Source organism: Sorangium sp. So ce296 (assembly GCF_051529605.1).
GTDB classification, from domain to species: Bacteria; Myxococcota_A; Polyangia; order Polyangiales; family Polyangiaceae; genus Sorangium; species Sorangium cellulosum_D.
This window is the reverse complement of sequence record NZ_CP150325.1, coordinates 2,825,937-2,842,608: the sequence shown is the minus strand read 5'-3', so window position 1 is coordinate 2,842,608 and position 16,672 is coordinate 2,825,937. Positions and strand designations below refer to the sequence as shown.

Genomic DNA, 16,672 nt, shown 5'->3' with positions numbered 1-16,672 from the left:
GTCTGCGGACGACGGAGCATGCGATACGCCACCTCACCGTGGGATCAGGCGAAGCCGGTGCTCCTCTAGGGAGAGTCCGTATTGACTACTCCGTTATATCCCGCTGCGCGCGCTCGATCTCCTCCAGCACCACCTCGGGGTGGACATCTTTCTTGAGCTCCTCGAGGTGCGGGTCGCTGGTCCGGGTCACCTTGAGGTGCCTGGAGATGCCGTCGACGAGCTCGATGAGCCGGGTGACCTCGTGCTCTGCCAGGAGGTTGATCTGGAGGTCGAGATCGGCGCGTTTGTCGGCGAGCGCCTGCATGCGGTTCTGGCTGATGAGCACGAAGGTCGAGAGGAAGATCGCCTCGACCGACGCGATCATCGCGAGCATCACGAACGGAAACGGGTCGAACGGCCTGAGGCCGGGGATGACGCCCGTGTTCACCACGATCCAGCCCCCGAAGACGGTGGCGTGGAGGAAGACGAACGTCATGCTCCCCGTGAACTTGGTGATCGCGTCGGCGAGGGCCTCCTGGAAGCCCTTGTTGCGCTCGCTCTCCTTCCGGACCTGCAGGAGCGCCTGGATGTTCCGGCGCACCACGCCCTCCATCTCGGAGCGATCGAGCCCCGCTGCTGATCGGGCGCCGCGAGCCGTCTCGGAATCGTTCATGAACGGACCTCCCGGGATGAGGGCTCCGAAAGGCGGACTTGTCAATCCGTTTTCGTCGGAGCTGCCGCCCGGACGTGACCGGTCGCGTGTTATCGACCGCATTACGATGAGCTCTGAGAAATTCTAAGATTATCTGCAGCGAACGGGGGCAACGTGCGCGGCGCGGTCCCGGCCGGGCGGGCGCGCTGCTAAGCTCGCCGTCGCCCGCGCCGGGGCGGGTCCCGGGGCACCAGCAAGGAGGAGCCATGATCGTCGTCACCAACCGCATTCCCGTCGCCGAGGGCCACGAGGCCGAGTTCGAGGACCGCTTCAAGAACCGGGTGCACCTGGTCGACCGCGCGCCCGGCTTCATCCGGAACGAGGTGCACCGGCCCAAGCCGATGAAGCTGGACCACGCGACGGGCGCGTGGAGCCCGGACCCGGACGCGCAGGGGTTCTACGAGGTCAAGACCTGGTGGCGGTCGATGGACGACTTCATCGCCTGGACGAGGAGCCCCGCCTTCGCGGAGGCGCACCGGAACCGCGCGCCGAAGGAGATGTTCGCGGGCCCGAGCAAGCTCGATATCCACGAGGTGTTCCTCAGCACCGATCTGCAGGGCTAGCGATCCTCGGCGCGGGCCGGGGGCGCCTTCCGCGCGCGGGGGCGCCGTGCGTGCGAGGCGCGCGCTCCCGGCTTGAAGGCGCGTGGCCTCGTGTACTACGAGGCCGGGCGAGCGGGCCCGTCGGGCCGCGGGCCAGGGGCCGCGCGGCCAGGCGGGGCCTGGAAAGCCTCGCCCATCATGTCAGCACTCACTCCAGGAAGACGGGACGCCGGCGTCGCGCGCTGGCGCCCCCCGGGCCCACGGCCAGGCCGGGGCGCGGGGCCCGAGCGGCCGCGCGTCGAGGCGGCGCGGCGGCGGCCGCCGCGGGCCCCGGGGAAGGCGCTGTTTCTCCTCCCCAACCTGATCACGCTGTCATCCATCTTCTGCGGCCTCGACGCGGTACGGCGCTCGGCCGCCGCGCGGTCGGACGACGATTTCCGGCGCGCCGCGAGCCTCATCCTCCTCGCGATGCTCCTCGACGCGCTCGACGGCCGCGTCGCGCGGGCGACCAGGACCGACAGCGCGTTCGGGCGGGAGCTCGACGCGCTGGCCGATCTCGTCTCGTTCGGCGTGGCCCCGGCCGTGCTCGTGCACCAGTGGGCGCTCCACCGCCTCGGCCTCGCCGGCGTGCTCGGCGGGTTCGTGTTCGCGGCGTGCGGCGCGATCCGGCTCGCTCGCTTCAACGTCCTCTCCCTCGCCGAGGCGGCCTGTTCGTCGGCGCCGCCGCGGTACGTCGTCGGCCTCCCCGTCACCGGAGCGGCCGGGATCCTGGTCGCGATCGTCATGACCCACGGCGCCGCGGACGGGCAGCTCGCCGGGGCCGGCGCCGCGCCGGCGGTCCTCGCGACGACGCTGCTCCTCTCGCTCCTGATGGTGTCGACCCTGCGGTTCCGCTCGTTCAAGGACGTCCGCCTCGACGCCCGCACCGCGCTGTCGATCGCGCTCGTCATCGGCTCGAGCGCGCTCATCTCGGCCCGATGGGCGCCGGGGTACGTCCTTGTCTGGCTGATCGGCGCCTACGTCCTGCTCGGGGTGGTCGAGTCGCTCTGGCGCCCTCCGGCGCGGCGCGGGGGCGCGCCGGGCGAGCCCGCCGCCGCCCTCGAGGCGTGTCCCCTGGGCGGGGAGGAGCGGCTTTCGTCTCGACGCGGGCGCTGAGGGTCGCCGGGCGGCGCGGAGCGGCCTGGTTCCGAAGGCTCCGCGCGCTTTCATACGGGTCGCCGGAGGCGCCGCGGACCCCTGAAACCCCGCGGATGCGCGAAAGCGAGGGTGGGCGCGAGGGCAGTGCTCAGAATTGAACATGAAGGCGGGGAGGCGGGAAGAAAAGATCAATGATCTTCCTGCCTTCCCGCCTTCATGTGAACTCTCTCCGGGCAAATTCGAGCACTACCGCCGCGAGGCACAAGGAGCGTCCAAGTCGAGGCTCGCGCGCGGAAGGCGTTGACCGGATGCCCAACCGCTGGGACGTTCGTCGTCGAATGATCACCCCCGATGCTCCCCTCGGCTCTCCCGCCGCGCTCGCGCAGAGCCCGCCCGCGGGGCTCGTGCCGCTCGAACGCCCCGGCTTCGGCGCGGGCCTCAAGGCCATGCTGGGCGGCTACGGGTATCTCTTTCGCACGCCGGACCTCTGGCCGCTCGCGCTCGTCCCCACGGGCATCGCGCTCGTGCTCACGATCGTGCTCTCCATCGTCGGCGTGAGGGTCGCGCCGTCGCTCGTCGAGCTGATCGTGAAGGAGCCGGGGACGGGGGGGCTCTGGACCGTGCTCATGGCCGTGCTGCGGCTCCTGTCGCTCGCGGTGGTGCTCGTGGCCGCGCTCGCCATCTCGTTCGGGCTCGCGAAGCCGCTCTCGGGGCCCGCGCTGGAGCGGATGGTGCGCAGGGCCGAGGCCGACCTCGGGGCGCCCGCGTGGCCGGGGGTCGGCTTCTTCGCGGACATGTGGCGCGCGCTGCAGTCGTCGCTCGTGGCGCTCGCCTTCACGCTCCCGATCCTCATCGTCCTCGGCGTCGTGGGTTTCCTCTTCGCGCCGGCGAGCGTCGTCGTCGTCCCGCTTCAGCTCGCGGTGACGGCGCTCGCGGGGGCCTGGGACCTCTGCGACTGCCCGCTGTCGATCCGCGGCGTGCCCGTAGCGGCGCGGATCGAGTTCGTGCGCCGGAACCTCGCCGCGGTGATGGGCTTCGGATTTGGCCTCGCGCTGCTCTCGTTCCTGCCTTGCTCGCTGCTCATCGTGCTCCCGGCCGGCATCCTCGGGGCGGCTCGACTCGTCGTCACGCTGGAACGGTGGGAGGGCACGAAGCGAGCGCCGCGCTGAGCTCGGGCGACGATCGGGGCACCCACAGCTCCGGCGAGAGCTCCCCCTCCGGCGCCATCGAGAGCCCGCGCCGCGCAGAGGAGAGCGCCGGCGCCAGATTCAGACTCCGCAGCGCGCGCTCCGCCGCCCTCGCGTGCCAGAGAGCCGCCTTCCCTCGGACCGCACCTCGCTCGAAGTGCTCGGCGAGCACGACAGGATCCGGCTCACCCGCGCGTTCGAGCCAGGCCCCGGCGAGCCCGTGGCCGACCTGACGGTCGCGATCCACGAGCATCGCGTAGGCTGCCTGCCGGACCAGCGCGTGCTGAAACGCGTATTCCTCCTCCCCTGCGAAGCGATGCTCGCCCCGCCGCGCCACGATCTCGCGCTGGGCGAGGTCCGCGAGCAGCTCGTCCGAACGCGCCGCCTCCTCGCCCAAGAGGGCCAGCACGCCGCTCTTCCAGAGCTGCGGAGCTTTTGGTAGACGCAGGAGAGGCAGAAATTCCGGCTGAAACCGGCGTTTTGCTCAGCTTGGCCGGCCGGAGTAGGATCAACCTTTTGGACAGGCGCAACAAATGAAAGACGCAACCCCCAACACCGCGATCCGTCGGACCCTCGGCTACCCGCGCGTGTCAACGAGGGAGCAGGAAATCGCGGGCGTCTCCCTGGACGCCCAGACCGAGAAGATCGGCAACTACTGCCGGCTCCACTCGCTGCCGGAGCCGATCCTGTTTCCGGAAGTCGAGAGCGGCGGCGAGGAGAACGAAGCGAACAGGAAGAAGGTCGCCGCGCTCCTGGCCGACGTCCGCCGCGGCGACATGGTCATCGTGACGGACATCGATCGCTTCGGCCGCGACGTGGTCTTCATCGTGAAGAACGTCCGGCAGATCATGCGCAAGGGCGCCGTGTTCGTCGCCATTGACAAGGGCTTCGATTCGCGCTCGCCGATGGCAGAGGACACGCTGGCCAACTGGGCGGTCGGCGCGGAACAGGAGCGCCGCCGGATCAAGGAGCGGACCGAAGGGGGGCGCAAGCACCTGCGCGTCCAGGGGTACTTCGTCGAGGGGCAGCCGCCGTTCGGCTACGAACGCCAGCCGAAGCCCAAAGGAACGAAGACGCCGCTGCCGCTCCGCGTCGTTCCGGAGCACGCCGCGGTGGTGCGCCGCATGTTTGCGCTCTCGCTGGAAGGTTGTAGCGTGTTTGAGATCGCGAAGCGGCTTCGCCAGGAGTACGGCAACATCAAAGCCTTCGGACGCGCCTGGGTGGTGGTCGCTCTGCGAAACCGCGTCTACACGGGCCGTATTGCAAAGACCGCCGTGCGGCCGAAGGCCACACGCGGCGCCGTGCAGCTTCCGGCGGAATGGGTCCCCGCCCACGAGGCGATCGTCGATGATGAGACCTTCAACAACGTCCAGCTTGCACTGAGAGACCGGCGCCGCGGGAGAAAGCCACAGGCCGAGTCTGCGACGGCGAACCACTTGCTGCGAAGCATCTGCCGCTGCGCGGAATGCGGCGGCAGCGTCGCCGCGATTCCGCCATCACGCAGCGGCCGACACAAGGTAGGCTACTACGTCTGCCGCGGCCATGTTGAGCAGAAGGAGAAGGGCGTGCGGTGCAAGTCCTCCGCATACCTCCGTCAGCCGGACGCGGACGCCGCTGTGGGAGAGCAATTCCTGGCGTTTGCTCGCTCGCTACTCACCTCGCTTACCAGGCCGCCGCGCCAGATTGAGAAGCCCGATTTCGCCGCCCAGCGGCGGGAGATCAAGATCGCGCGACAGCGCGTCGTGGAATTCGTTGCGAAGGGGCTCTTCACGGTCGAGGACGTGAAGGTAGAACTGAATCGCCTGGATGACTCGCTTGCAGCAATCGAGGCGAAGGAAGCCGAGTTCAAAGAAACGGTGGGAAACGACACGGTCGAGACTAGAAAGCACGCGCATGCCTACGTCCAGCAGATAGTCGACGAGTGGAGCATCCTGCATGTGGACATCCAGCGAGCGCTGATCCGCGCGTTCTGCTCGAAAGTCGAGGCGACGAAGGACAAGCAGATCAGGATCACGTGGCGCGATCCATCGCAGATATCAGCGGCGCATGGAGCGCAAGAGTTGCCAGCGCTCCGCCCTGCGCCGGCCGTCGCTGCGCTGCCCGCACCATCGCCGGTCGCCTCGCCGTCCCCGATCGTCGCTGCGCTGCCCTCGCCGTCAATGTCTGCGCGTGACTACCTCGGCCCGCCGGAACGTGCCTCCACCCCGGTCCAACGTTCGCGGGGTTGACCGCTGCGCGTCAACCCCTTGGAGGGGGCGCGTGAGCATCGACGCGGCGCGTCCCCTGCTCCCCTGCTCGGCTGGTTCCTCTCGGCGCTCGCAAGCTCGCCCCTGTTGCGCGATGGCCTGGCGCTGCTGCTCGACCTCTTCGCTCCACCGTTCCTTTCGGTGCCGCAGCTTGCGCTTCAGAGCCTCAGCACCAGCGCCGGCGATGAGCCGGCCCTCCGAGGACTCGACCGCCGGGCGCCGCGCTTGAAGACCTCGACGGCCCCGAACTCGCCGATGTGTTGGTGGGCTCGTATTTCCGCGGAAACCCGGTGAAGAAAAATCGATGAACTCGACCCATCGCTCAGTCATCATCCGGGAGTGCTCGCGCAGGTCGAGGGCGCTCGCCGCGCCAGCCGGCTGCACCGCCCTTGACCTGCGGTACCAGCGCCTTGTTCGGCGGCTCGCATACGCCAGGTGTCCCTCTGGCTCGACGTATCCTGCCATGAATCGGACGCCTATACGGATCATGAACAGCGGTCATCGATTACACGGAAACGGCCTCTGGATCGCCCGTATCTCACGGATTTCCTACCACTACGCCCCGAGCGTTGCGACGCAATGTCGCCCGATCACTCGCACCCACGCTCTTCTCCAATAGAAACGCTAATCAAACAGCCTCGGACGCACACTCACGTACACAAGCCTGCCGTCCGCATCGCGCTCAAAAATGCGTACCAATCGATCTTGTGAAATCACAATGGCCATCCTAGACCGACCCGCAGCAACCCAACTCGCCGCCGAAAGGTGCCGCGTACCTTTGGTCTTGAGATTCAACGGTGGCCCACCGCTCGCGTGCCGAATCATCAAATCTTTTAGCGGCGGCGGCCTCAGCTTCGCGCCAAACGCGCAGAGCCGCATACCATTGTCGAACAACACCGCTCCATCCAACGTGGATGCGCGCACTGCGTTAGATACGTTCTGATCGAACACTCTCTCAGTATTCAGCAAATCAAGAATAGATCCAGCAGTCTGACTCGTGATTCGCTCGTTCTGCGCAACGATCACGTCTAGAGACAGATCGAGCAGTGACACAGTTTTGGTGAGCCAATATGCGGCGGGAGCAGCAGACCGCGGCCAACGCCCCCTGATGACCGAGAATGCAAGTAGCCCGCCACGACCCGCAAACCAGGCCCCCCTGATTATTCTTTCGATGACGCGAAGGCCGGCGATCGGTCGCAGCGCTTCGATCGGCGCCGGCGGAAAGCCCTCGTACTTCAACAACACATTTTTCGACTTAAGATAATTATTGATAAACCGAACACTGTCGCCTTGGATAACGTCGGCAACAGGCTGCAATTGGCCTTCAAAAAGAAAGGCCAACTCTGTAGAAAACCCCTCGAGCAGCACAGTGCCGGGACCAAGCACGGTCGCAGCAACGAATGCATATTCGTGTGCCGTCATTCTCGAGGCAATATCATGATCCATTCTAACGCCAAAAAAGGACTGCGGTCGCCCGACTCCAACAACAAACATTCTATTTTTGAATTTTCTGGCAATGAGATAGGTCTCGCCAGCGGTCGTGAGTCCGGCGAGCTTTAGAAGCGATGAAGGCGTGCATTCAACGGAACCATCGAAGAGATACCCGTCCCATGCGTACTCGGCAGGGAATTGTACGATCGCCAAGCTGAACTGGATGTAGTTAGACTCCTCCCTCGTTAAGCTGGCCTGCATGACGATCGGGACGAGGGCGTCAAGAACATCTCGAGCCCAGCCGGTCAAATTCGAAGCTCCGGCAGGTATGCGCGCGCACGCCTGCTCGACAATTTCAGCGTCGGAGTTCATGGCTCATCGGGCTCCGCTCAATGCTGTTTGGACGTCGTTCGCTGTGCCGCTCGGAGGCTGGGTCCTTGCTAAGGAACCCGTCCGCCGAACTCTGTGTTGACCCGCCGATGGGGGTACCCCCCGCCGGGTCAACACAGAGTTCGGTGGCGTCTGTCGCGCCAGTAGAGGACACACGTGCCTCGGCCACAACTGGCATGTTCCCCGCGATCATGTGCCCGCATCCGACTCGCTCGTAGGGTCCGCCCCCGGTGGTAGATAGTACCGCAGCCGTGGGTGCACAAAAGCTCGCGCGGCGAGGACATTAGCCAATGCTACCTCAATGACCTGCAGGAATGCACCCAATGCATCATCGCCGCGACCCCAGACGTGCCCGAGAGCGTCTTCCGTTCCGTTCGCGCCCTTCGTGAATCCAGGCCGCTTCTTGGCTACGGTATACTTTCCTAGTACGCACACTGCATCCAGCAAAGGCGTCTCAACGAAACACCTGATCGCTTCTTCGCTCGGCCCGTCGAAACCGAAGTAAGCGGAAACCACTGCGGGAATGCCAAGGTGATCTTCAAGGGTACTCAGGCCGCTGCGGAAGGTGGCTTCTGATTCCACCCAGCTATCAGGGGGCATCGGGGCTCGAAGCACATCGAGCAGGGGCGCTGGTCGATAATACCTCCGCAGGCTGCCAATCCCATGGCGGACTCTGCCATGCTCCACTGCCCAGCCCGAGGCTTGAAAATTCGATTTGACTTCGATGGTCACTGCGACGGCCTCGGCTCGAACGATGCGGCGTCCTCCGTGTACGTTCAGACAGGATGCGACGCTCTGTTCGAAGATCACAACGTCCAACTCACCAGAGGTACCCCCGTTGCTGTCCACTACCTCGGCTTTCGAGACGCCAAAGGTTGTCCCTACGCGCTCAGCAAGGAAGCGCCTAAGGAGGTCCGCTCTTCCGTCGCCCTTGGCGGTAGGGTGATCAAACACGCCGATGGCGCGTGCTTGCTCCGTCAACAGGCGCGACAAGGCACGATTGATGTCCCTGAAGTGTGAAGCCATTACGGACGCCTCTCGAGTCTCGGTTATATTCGGAAGGTGAAGCATGCTGGTGTCCAGTCCACCCCGGCCATAGAATCGGGAGGAATGCACTCACCGGTGCTTCGCATTTCAACCTCACCTTGACTGTCGTGGGGCGCATCGGCCCGTCGAACACTAGGTTTGTACCGCGAGTACCGCGAGCGGGTGCGCTGCGCGCCCCCGCTCGTCGGTCACCAAACCCGAGTTGGGCTGCGCTACACATTCCATCGGGAAGTGTCGCCCGAGCGGAAGAGTCACGCGGACGCTCGAGCGACAGCATCATGTCGTCGCCCCCGACAGCAAAAGCGAGATCTCGTCCAGCATGAATCCGTGGATAGTATAGCACTTTGGGTTGGTCTCGCTCTGCTGCATGAGAACAGGATCACAGTCGGGCCAAGTGGCGCGAACTTCCGCAACAAATCTATTCAGCGTCTTAGCGTGCTCCCTTGCGATCTTTCTCGTCTGTGCGGCAACCTCTTCGTGAATGATGCAGAGACTGGCGAATGCGTTATTAACGTGAACAGTGACCTCAATCTCCTGGTCTTGAGCAGCGAGATATGATTTCACCTTAGCTCCCCACGAATCGAACTCACGCAGCAGATCGTCTCGATTGCAGTACACACGCAGCGCCCTCAAACCCGAGCCGTCGACTAGCGTACCGAATACCTGTTCACCAGGAACGATCGATGCACTCAGTACAATTCCGCCGATTGGCATTCCGCAGTGCTGCGAATAATTCCTGAGCTTCCACACGAACGCATAGGAGTCGGTCGTGTCGTACTGCTTTGATACAGCCCTCTTGAACTGGGCCACCTCCGGCGACTTGTCGCCGTACCAGCGCTTAATCCTGGTCTCCACGTGGTCCAAATAAGTACGCATCGCCGTGAGAAAGTTTAGGAGGTACATATTAGCGAGCAACGTGAGCTTGCGCGCCCTGGTGCTCCGCGGCATCATTCCGAGTATCGATGCACTGGTGTCTTGTATATATTGATCGAAAGATGAATTGGTGAAGTCGCTGAACGCATCGCGGCTCAGTGCGACAATGGAAAAAAGCTGTTCCATAAACTGGAATTGCACCAGTCCTTCGTTCGCCTCGGCGATGGCTTTGACCTCGGCGTCAGTGAGCACTCTCATCGAGTCGATCGATCCTGCGCCGGCCGGGTTCAGTACGCCTAACTCTTTAGGTTTCACAGCCACTCCTCTTCAGATGCACAACTGTTACGGTGATATTCGCGCGTGTCGACCGTCAACGTGCTTGCCCAACTATCAGTCGATTACCCAACCGAAACCGCCGGACCAGGTCTGTCTACATCGTCGCCTTTTGTAAACTCCTTCGCGAAAAATCTCATAGATCGGCTCTGCGCTGCAAGGCCCAGATGCTGTCCAGCGCCATAGTGCGTGTTCCGGGCCGACGTGATGGCCGGTTCCGAGCGCGGGCCACCCGACGGGGGGTTCCGACACACCCGACGGTCCGTTCCGACGCACTTGACGAGCCGTTCCGAGGGAGGTGACGGCCCGCAGGCGGCGCTCGCGGTCGCAGCCTCATCGCGTACATGGGCGCGATGTTGGAGCGGCTATAGATGCGTAAGGTTTGAGAGATTTTGCGGCTCAAGTTCGAGTGCAAGCGCAGCCGAGCGGACATCGCGGCGGCGGCCTGCGTCGGCGACCGTCGTCGACAACGCGCACCTGGTGACGCTCCGCGGCGGGTCGATGCGGAAGAGGAAGGCGGTGGCTCCCGAGGTGACCGAGACGAAGACCTGACCGCGCTCGTTGCTGCGTTCCGGTCCACGTCACACCGGACCGGGCCGTCGCGTCGCTCCGGAACTAGCCGTCACGTCCGTGGGAATACGCAACCTGGCCAAGCTCGGGTCGCGCGGCCCGACGAGGAGCTCGTGGCGAGCTCGGCGGCTTCCCTCCGCGGCAGCGCGGCCGAGGCGGTCGAGGCGCACGTCGGCGAGCTTGGAGCTATGGCCCTCCACCCGGTCGAGCTCGGCTACATTGCCGCTGAGGGCGGAGCGGCACGGGCGCGCCGCGGGGGCGCCCCTCGGCCAGCGGGATCATCTCCGGGAGGGAGAAAAGCCGCGCGAACTCGAGGCCGTCGCCGTCCACCTGGTCGAGGTCGACGATGTCGCCGGGATGGTCCTCGAGCGCGGACCTCGGCGCCGCGGCCTGGTCGAACCGCGGAGCGGCCGCAGCGTCGCGACGGACGCCATGAACGACGCCATCACGCTGGCGTCGTTCATGGCGCCAGGGAACAGACGGCGCGGCCCGCCGGTCGGGGCGCCGCTCCACGCCTCGCCGGTATCGAGATCCTCGAGCGTGAGCACGGCCCCACCATCGTCCACCCCGGGCGAGCGGCGACGCCGTCGCACAGGATCGAGACGGACGTCGGCGAGCGTTGCGCCGTCGGCGTCGTCCATCGGGCCGAGCGCTGCGCCGTACCGGCGCCGCGACAGCACTCCTTGACCTGCACGCCCAGGCCCGCGAGCTGCACGCCCGGCGGCCGGCAAGAAGGTGCGCGTACCCGCGGCGGTAGCCGACGAGGGGGAATAGGATCGGCGAGCGGGGCGAGATAGGCACGCACGGGTGTGAACGATCACGTAGAAACGCGGAATTCTGACGAAGTCCTGCTGCATCCCGAGCATGGAGCCCCCGTCGGAGGCATCCCTCCGCCCATCGCCCGCGGAGCGTCACCGCCGCCGAGCGCAGCGAGGGCAAGAGAGCCGCCGAGCGGCACGGAGCCGCGCGCAGCCGCGTCGCGGCGAGCACGGCGAGTACCGCGAGGGGGCGACCTTGCCCGACGCGAGCACGGTGGCACGCTGCTGTGCTCGATGGAGCGGCGCCCCACGCGCTCCGGAATGATCGCTGTGCCTCGTCATATTCCGGCGCTCCCGGCTGATCGGCAACAACGGGAGAGCTACGCAGCAAAAGGCCAACGCGACGCCGCTTCATGTGCTCGACTGGCGCGCTTCCCGCCGGGCAGCGCTGCACCGCAGGCGAGCATGCCGATCGCCCGGTCGTGGGCCTGGGACCGCGGGCGTACCGCGCTCCGCCGCCTCCCACGCGGCTCGCAGGCTGCTTGCAAGTTTTCCGCCCCCCTCCATCGGCGGTCCCATTCGCTTCAGCGCCTCCAGGCGCGCAGCCTCCAGCCTCGACCGGCGCGGCGCCGTCGTTCGGCGCTTCTCGACAAGCTCACCGAGCACCTGCTCCGCGCGGTCCCACTGCGCCGCGGCACCCGGTGCGTGCGCGATCCTTCGCACGGCGTTCCAGGGCGCCTCAAGCTGATCGCACAGGTTGCCGATCTCGGGGTGCAGCCGTGCAATCGCGCGTAGGTGGCACCGGGTCTGCTTGTTCATCTGAAAACACTCTTCGAGGACGTGGCTCGGCGCGCGGACAACTCCGCACGCAAGCTCGTACCAGCGCCGCGAGCTCATGCGCCTACAAAAGCACGGAGCCACAGACCTGCCACAGCGAAGCCTTCATTTTTCGCTCAACCTTAAAGAGCGTTAAAGCAGAGTACAAGAGTCGGCACCATGCGAGGGCGACGGCATTAAAGTGTGATGTAGCGTGCGACCAACAGGACGCCGGGTCTCACGTGACACCGTGACCTGACTGGCATCCGCTGGGACTTGATCACGTGACCGCGGTGTGCGGGGTGACCCCGCCGGCGATCCCACGGTCCGGCCGTCGCGCGGGGCCAGCTCGCCCGGCGCCGCGGCCGGCCGCGCCGGCGTCCGCCTGGACGAGCTCCGCGTTGCGCCAGCCCTCTGCCTGGACGAGCTCTCCGGCCCCACGCGCTGAGCTCGCGCCCCGCCACGTGCTCGGCTCCAGGCCCAGGCCGCCCCGGCGTCCGCCGGGACCAGCTCGCGCCGCGCCGCTTGGGATGCGCCGCGGTCGTGCCCGCCGTGCGCCGCCCTGTCGCATATGTATGCGACAAAACGGAGGTGGCCGGCTCGCCAGAGCCCCTCAGCCGACCCCGCGCAGAATTACCAAATCGACCCCTTCGCGCCCCCCCAAAATCGGGCTCCCTGGCGCTCCCTCGAAACGGGCTAACTGCGCGTCACCAGAGCGGCTTCCCCGGCAGAGCAGATCCCGGTAACTCGCGGCGACTTACCGGATCGTCAGAATTACCATTTAGGGCCTCCTGGCGGGCACTCGTTCAGGCTCGGCCCCGAACCCGAAACACCACAACAAGGGAGGTTCGACATGGCAGGAGCAGCTACCCTTGCGCCGTCAGCGGCTCCAGAAGGGCGGTCGTCGGACCGCGCCGGCAGGCGACGCTGCTGCACAGGCGACATCGTGCGCAGCGCCCCGGTGTTCGGCCGTCGGCGCGCCGTGACCGCGACCTGTCCCACAACGCGCTCCGACGAGCCGCCCGCGCGCTGAACGGTCACGTACGGCGACATCGTCCCGTTCCAGACGCGCAGCCGGCGGACGTCGCCACAGCAGCGGGCCCGCCCCGGGGCGGTCGTCGTGCGCCGCTGTGATGCCGCTCACGCTATCCGCGCCCGCCATGCGTGGGAGACCGAGCGACAGCGGTGGCCTTCACGTCAGACCGGCCAGACCCGGCGATGGGGCGCGGACGTCCAGGTATGCCGATCCAGGCGGCGCACGGCGACGTTGAACGCGGGCGCGACATTGGGGCCCTGCGCACGTCCATCGAGCACGAGACCATGGGGGCGCCGGCCGACGTCGCAGGCGCCGCGACGTGGAAGACGTGGAACCAGAGGGTGCCGCACGGGTCGGCGGGCGCGGTGACCGGCCGACGCTGACGGCCTCGAACCCCGGTCCGCCAACGCCGAGTTCGACGCCTATTCTTCGCCCAGAAGCGCGCGCATCTTGTCGAGCAGATCTCGCCTGACCCGCTGCCGGTTCAGGTCGTCCTCGTAACCGGCCTCGACGGGTGACACCTTGACGACGCCTTTGATCATCATAAGAGCGTCGATCATTCGCTCCGCCTCATGGTCATCCAAGTCACGCCGAAAGTGAACAACCAGCCCCTTGGCGCTCATTGCAGCCACGCTCTCCGCGTGAAGGACTCCCCGGCTTCCCGACACCTGATGATGTCTCGTAGCGCGCCGATGGCCCTTGTGCGTCGCTTGTATATCGTGGAGAGAGGCACCCCTGCGTCTTGGGCTACCTGGGCCATCGGAACTCCGTTCAGGTCGTGTGCCACGAGAACAAATCGCAGCTCCGGAACGAGCTCATTCACTGCATCGATGGTGCTGGCCCTGACGTTGTCGGACTCCATCACAGCAGCAGCATCCGGCGCCGGATCAAGCACCTCGATCAGATCGACCAGCTCCTCCCTGCGGTGCTGCGCACGTTCGTGGTAGTGCGCGGCAACGTGTACGGTGATGGTGTTCAACCAGCGCTCCGGCCTGCCGAGCTTCGGATCGAACCTGTGCCAGCTCTCGCAGACATTGACCCAGACTTGGCCCGCGACGTCGCCACGGTGGCACCGTGGGACCCCCAGCCTCTCCAACCACCGCAGCACTGAGCGAACCAACATCGGGCAAAACAAGCGCGCGTACGCCTCAGCGCGCTTGCCTTCGTTCGGACGATCCATGGCCTTACCCCCCTTGGGCGATCGCCCCCTATGGTGAACGCGACGCACGGCCACGCTCACCCATGGCTCCCTACTCCCGGAAATGTCTTGTTCAGAGGAGAGCGCTCGGCCTCCTCGGACCCGTCGGCAGAGCTCGCCCCCCCTTCGTCACGCTGTAGCGGGAAGCTCGTCAGCGTCCCCGCGCGCCGGGCGAGCTCGTCCCCCACGGCGGCGCGGACAGGGAGCGGCGACCGAAGCCGCGGCAGTGGAGGCGGCGGTAGCTTCGCCCGCGGGCTCCTGGCCGCAAGCTCGGGAGACGGCACAACAGGCGGAGGAACATCGAGCGCGCGAGGAGGTATTGTCGGCGGAGTCAGCGGCGCCGACTCCGCGCGAGGTGCCGCGCTCTCGCGCTTGGTGACGGGCTCGCCGACCTGCATCATCACGGTCTCCTCTGCGTCCGCTCGACGGTCGTCGTGTAGCCGCCACAGGCGCTCCCAGTACCGAGCAGGCGTGCCGGTGAAGGCCTCGAGCTGCCGGGCAAGGCCGGGCGTCATCGGCAGGTCGCTCCTCAGGAGCCGCTCCACCTCCGTCGGCTCCAACCCCGTGCTCTCGGCCAGCTTCCTCCTCCACGAAGGCATCGTCGCGCAGCACGACTCGAGGACCCTTCCTGGCGAGGGGACGGGGCGCGCGCGGACGTCTGTCAGCGCGACGAGCACCGCATCGACGTGACAGTCCAGAAGGCGCCGGTATCGGTCTCGCTCCCCCGCTGCCTGCTCCATCGCATCGGTGAGGGCGGCCTCCTCGTCATCGTGAGCGAGCTCGCGCGCCTCGCGAAGCCCCCGCTCCCGTCCCAGCGCTTCGCGCGCGGTGACCGCGTAGCCGATCGCGACGCAGGCTATCATCGCGAGCCCGAGCGGCGAGATGAGCCACATCGCACCAAGTAGATCCTCCATCGTATTCATCGCGTTTCGTCTCCTGGACGTGATCGTTCGTGTCGGGACGCAAGGCGGATCTCCGCCTTGTGCCGTCCGAAGACGTCACCAGGGTCCCCGCCTGCTAGCTGCCGAAGGACAGCCGAGGATTCAGCGAAGCTGCCGGAGGAGCGCTTCGCGCTCGGCGACCAGCCGCCCACGGGGGAACTCCCGCGCGTGGGCGTTCAGCAGCCGGAGAGCCTCGACATTCGCCGTCGCATTGCGGGCCTCGACGGCCCTCCGGGCCTGGGTGATCAGGCTCATCTCGCGCTCGCTGCGGGTCGGTCGAACGGCGCTCGCCGAAGACGCGGGCCGGCGCTCGGTCGTCGACGAGGGAGCGGGCCTGCTGCTCGCCACCGCCTGCCCGTGCGCGCCCCCTTGCTCCTTCGGCTTCGGCGACGAGATCTCGCGCGCGATCGGCGCGGCCGGTGGCGCCGCGCTGTGCTCGCGTTCTCCGCCGGTGGGCGTCGCGGCGCTGGGCGCGCCGTCTCGCGCAGGGAACGCGCCAGCCTCCTGCGCAGCGTGCGGGGTGGCAGGGACCGCAGCCGCCCCGAGCCACGATTCCGGGTCGGGCAACGATGTCGCGGAGGAGACGAGCGCGCCGGTCAGCACAACGAGCCCGGCCTGGACCAGGATCCTCAGGCCCAGACGGCGCAGCGAGGCCACCCACGACGCGCGACGGCGGAAGCCCAGTGCAAGCGGCACGCAGGCGCTGTCGTCCCATCCCTGAGAGCGCTGTCGCTCCTGCCACCGCTCCCGCTGGACCCTGAGCGCCTTGCGCGCCCGCCAGTGTCGCGTTCTCACCGTGTCCAGCGGAAGTCCCTGCTCGGCCGCGATCTCGGCGAGCGGAACCCCTTGGAGGTCGTGCTTGATGAAGACATCTCGGTACTTGGGATCGAGTCGGTCCAGAAGCTGCCGCGCGATCTCTTCCCGCTGCCGTCTCCGGAGCAGCTCTTCCGGCGTGGGGCACTCATCTTGGATCTCGCACCCATCGAACGATGTCAGCACCTCGCCGCGGCGGTGTGCGTCACGGACGTGATTGCGCGCTTGGTTGATGGCGATCGTGACGTGGTACGGGCCTGGGTCTCCCCCCGGCTCGATGCGCTTGTCGGCCTGCAGGCCCCGCAGCAGCGCCTCCTGGGCGACATCCTCGACGTTTCGCGCCGGCACACCGTGGCGCCGGGCGAGGCGTCGGAAGAGCTCGAAGCCGGGGGCGACGGTCGCGGGCTTGTCCACGGTTAGCAGCACACTTGAGCCGCCCCCGATGCTTCAGAGAAAAGAACCAACGAGCGATTTTTGGTCGGCCAACGTGCGCCAATATGCCACCTTTGTATACACACGAGCGGTCTTATCAGGACGGCCGAGCTCATTCCGTCATACGGCCACCGATTCTCGCCCAAACGGCCGACGAGTCGCGGCCCCCGCCGGTTGACGCCGAACGGCCGGCGGAAGTACCGTCACCGGATGCGTTGCATTGCGCATTCG

General features: G+C 66.6%; 14 protein-coding genes. 4 read left to right on the top strand and 10 right to left on the bottom strand.

Annotated elements, in window-relative coordinates; all coding sequences use genetic code 11:
• Positions 1 to 85: 85 nt before the first annotated feature.
• Entirely contained in the window at positions 86 to 652 is a 567-nt protein-coding gene (locus tag WME98_RS10770; RefSeq protein WP_437951258.1) for a DUF1003 domain-containing protein, read from the bottom strand.
• Positions 653 to 897: 245 nt separating this feature from the next.
• On the opposite strand from WME98_RS10770, the gene WME98_RS10765 reads away from it, so the two are divergent.
• The 3 genes from WME98_RS10765 (at position 898) to WME98_RS10755 (ending at position 3,539) form a co-directional block, all read left to right on the top strand.
• A complete protein-coding gene (locus WME98_RS10765) occupies positions 898 to 1,254 on the top strand; it encodes an antibiotic biosynthesis monooxygenase family protein (protein WP_061629153.1) in 357 nt (118 codons plus the stop codon).
• 177 nt (positions 1,255 to 1,431) lie between these two features.
• On the top strand, positions 1,432 to 2,388 hold the full coding sequence (gene pssA / locus WME98_RS10760; RefSeq protein WP_437951257.1) for a CDP-diacylglycerol--serine O-phosphatidyltransferase: 957 nt from the start codon (positions 1,432 to 1,434) through the stop codon (positions 2,386 to 2,388).
• A gap of 320 nt (positions 2,389 to 2,708) precedes the next feature.
• On the top strand, positions 2,709 to 3,539 hold the full coding sequence (locus tag WME98_RS10755; RefSeq protein WP_437951256.1) for an EI24 domain-containing protein: 831 nt from the start codon (positions 2,709 to 2,711) through the stop codon (positions 3,537 to 3,539).
• On the opposite strand, the gene WME98_RS10750 is transcribed toward WME98_RS10755, so the two are convergent.
• Positions 3,496 to 3,966, bottom strand: a complete 471-nt coding sequence (locus tag WME98_RS10750; protein WP_437951255.1) for a hypothetical protein — start codon at positions 3,964 to 3,966, stop codon at positions 3,496 to 3,498. The genes WME98_RS10755 and WME98_RS10750 overlap by 44 nt on opposite strands.
• A 124-nt stretch (positions 3,967 to 4,090) precedes the next feature.
• Here WME98_RS10750 and WME98_RS10745 point away from each other — a divergent pair, with 124 nt between their 5' ends.
• Positions 4,091 to 5,785 carry a recombinase family protein gene (locus tag WME98_RS10745; RefSeq protein WP_437951254.1) on the top strand — a complete coding sequence of 565 codons (1,695 nt, stop codon included), beginning with the start codon at positions 4,091 to 4,093 and terminating at the stop codon, positions 5,783 to 5,785.
• 642 nt (positions 5,786 to 6,427) lie between these two features.
• Here WME98_RS10745 and WME98_RS10740 read toward each other — a convergent pair.
• The 8 genes from WME98_RS10740 to WME98_RS10705 all read right to left on the bottom strand — a co-directional run bounded on the left by WME98_RS10740 (position 6,428) and on the right by WME98_RS10705 (position 16,423).
• Positions 6,428 to 7,606, bottom strand: coding sequence for a putative sensor domain DACNV-containing protein (locus tag WME98_RS10740; RefSeq protein WP_437951253.1), 1,179 nt, complete (start codon positions 7,604 to 7,606; stop codon positions 6,428 to 6,430).
• 207 nt (positions 7,607 to 7,813) lie between these two features.
• Positions 7,814 to 8,650 carry a DUF6602 domain-containing protein gene (locus tag WME98_RS10735; RefSeq protein WP_437951252.1) on the bottom strand — a complete coding sequence of 279 codons (837 nt, stop codon included), beginning with the start codon at positions 8,648 to 8,650 and terminating at the stop codon, positions 7,814 to 7,816.
• A 297-nt stretch (positions 8,651 to 8,947) separates the two neighbouring features.
• Positions 8,948 to 9,859: a hypothetical protein gene (locus tag WME98_RS10730; protein ID WP_437951251.1), complete on the bottom strand. Its 912-nt coding sequence runs from the start codon at positions 9,857 to 9,859 to the stop codon at positions 8,948 to 8,950.
• A 1,757-nt stretch (positions 9,860 to 11,616) separates the two neighbouring features.
• Positions 11,617 to 12,024 carry a hypothetical protein gene (locus tag WME98_RS10725; RefSeq protein WP_437951250.1) on the bottom strand — a complete coding sequence of 136 codons (408 nt, stop codon included), beginning with the start codon at positions 12,022 to 12,024 and terminating at the stop codon, positions 11,617 to 11,619.
• A 1,455-nt stretch (positions 12,025 to 13,479) separates the two neighbouring features.
• A complete protein-coding gene (locus WME98_RS10720; RefSeq protein WP_437635562.1) occupies positions 13,480 to 13,680 on the bottom strand; it encodes a hypothetical protein in 201 nt (66 codons plus the stop codon).
• The gene (locus tag WME98_RS10715; RefSeq protein WP_437951249.1) at positions 13,677 to 14,237 is read right to left on the bottom strand and encodes a sigma-70 family RNA polymerase sigma factor; all 561 of its coding nucleotides are present in this window, start codon (positions 14,235 to 14,237) and stop codon (positions 13,677 to 13,679) included. The genes WME98_RS10720 and WME98_RS10715 overlap by 4 nt, the downstream gene beginning before the upstream one ends.
• Positions 14,238 to 14,293: 56 nt before the next feature.
• On the bottom strand, positions 14,294 to 15,178 hold the full coding sequence (locus WME98_RS10710) for a helix-turn-helix transcriptional regulator (protein WP_437951248.1): 885 nt from the start codon (positions 15,176 to 15,178) through the stop codon (positions 14,294 to 14,296).
• Positions 15,179 to 15,298: 120 nt separating this feature from the next.
• Entirely contained in the window at positions 15,299 to 16,423 is a 1,125-nt protein-coding gene (locus tag WME98_RS10705; RefSeq protein ID WP_437951247.1) for a sigma-70 family RNA polymerase sigma factor, read from the bottom strand.
• Positions 16,424 to 16,672: the final 249 nt, after the last annotated feature.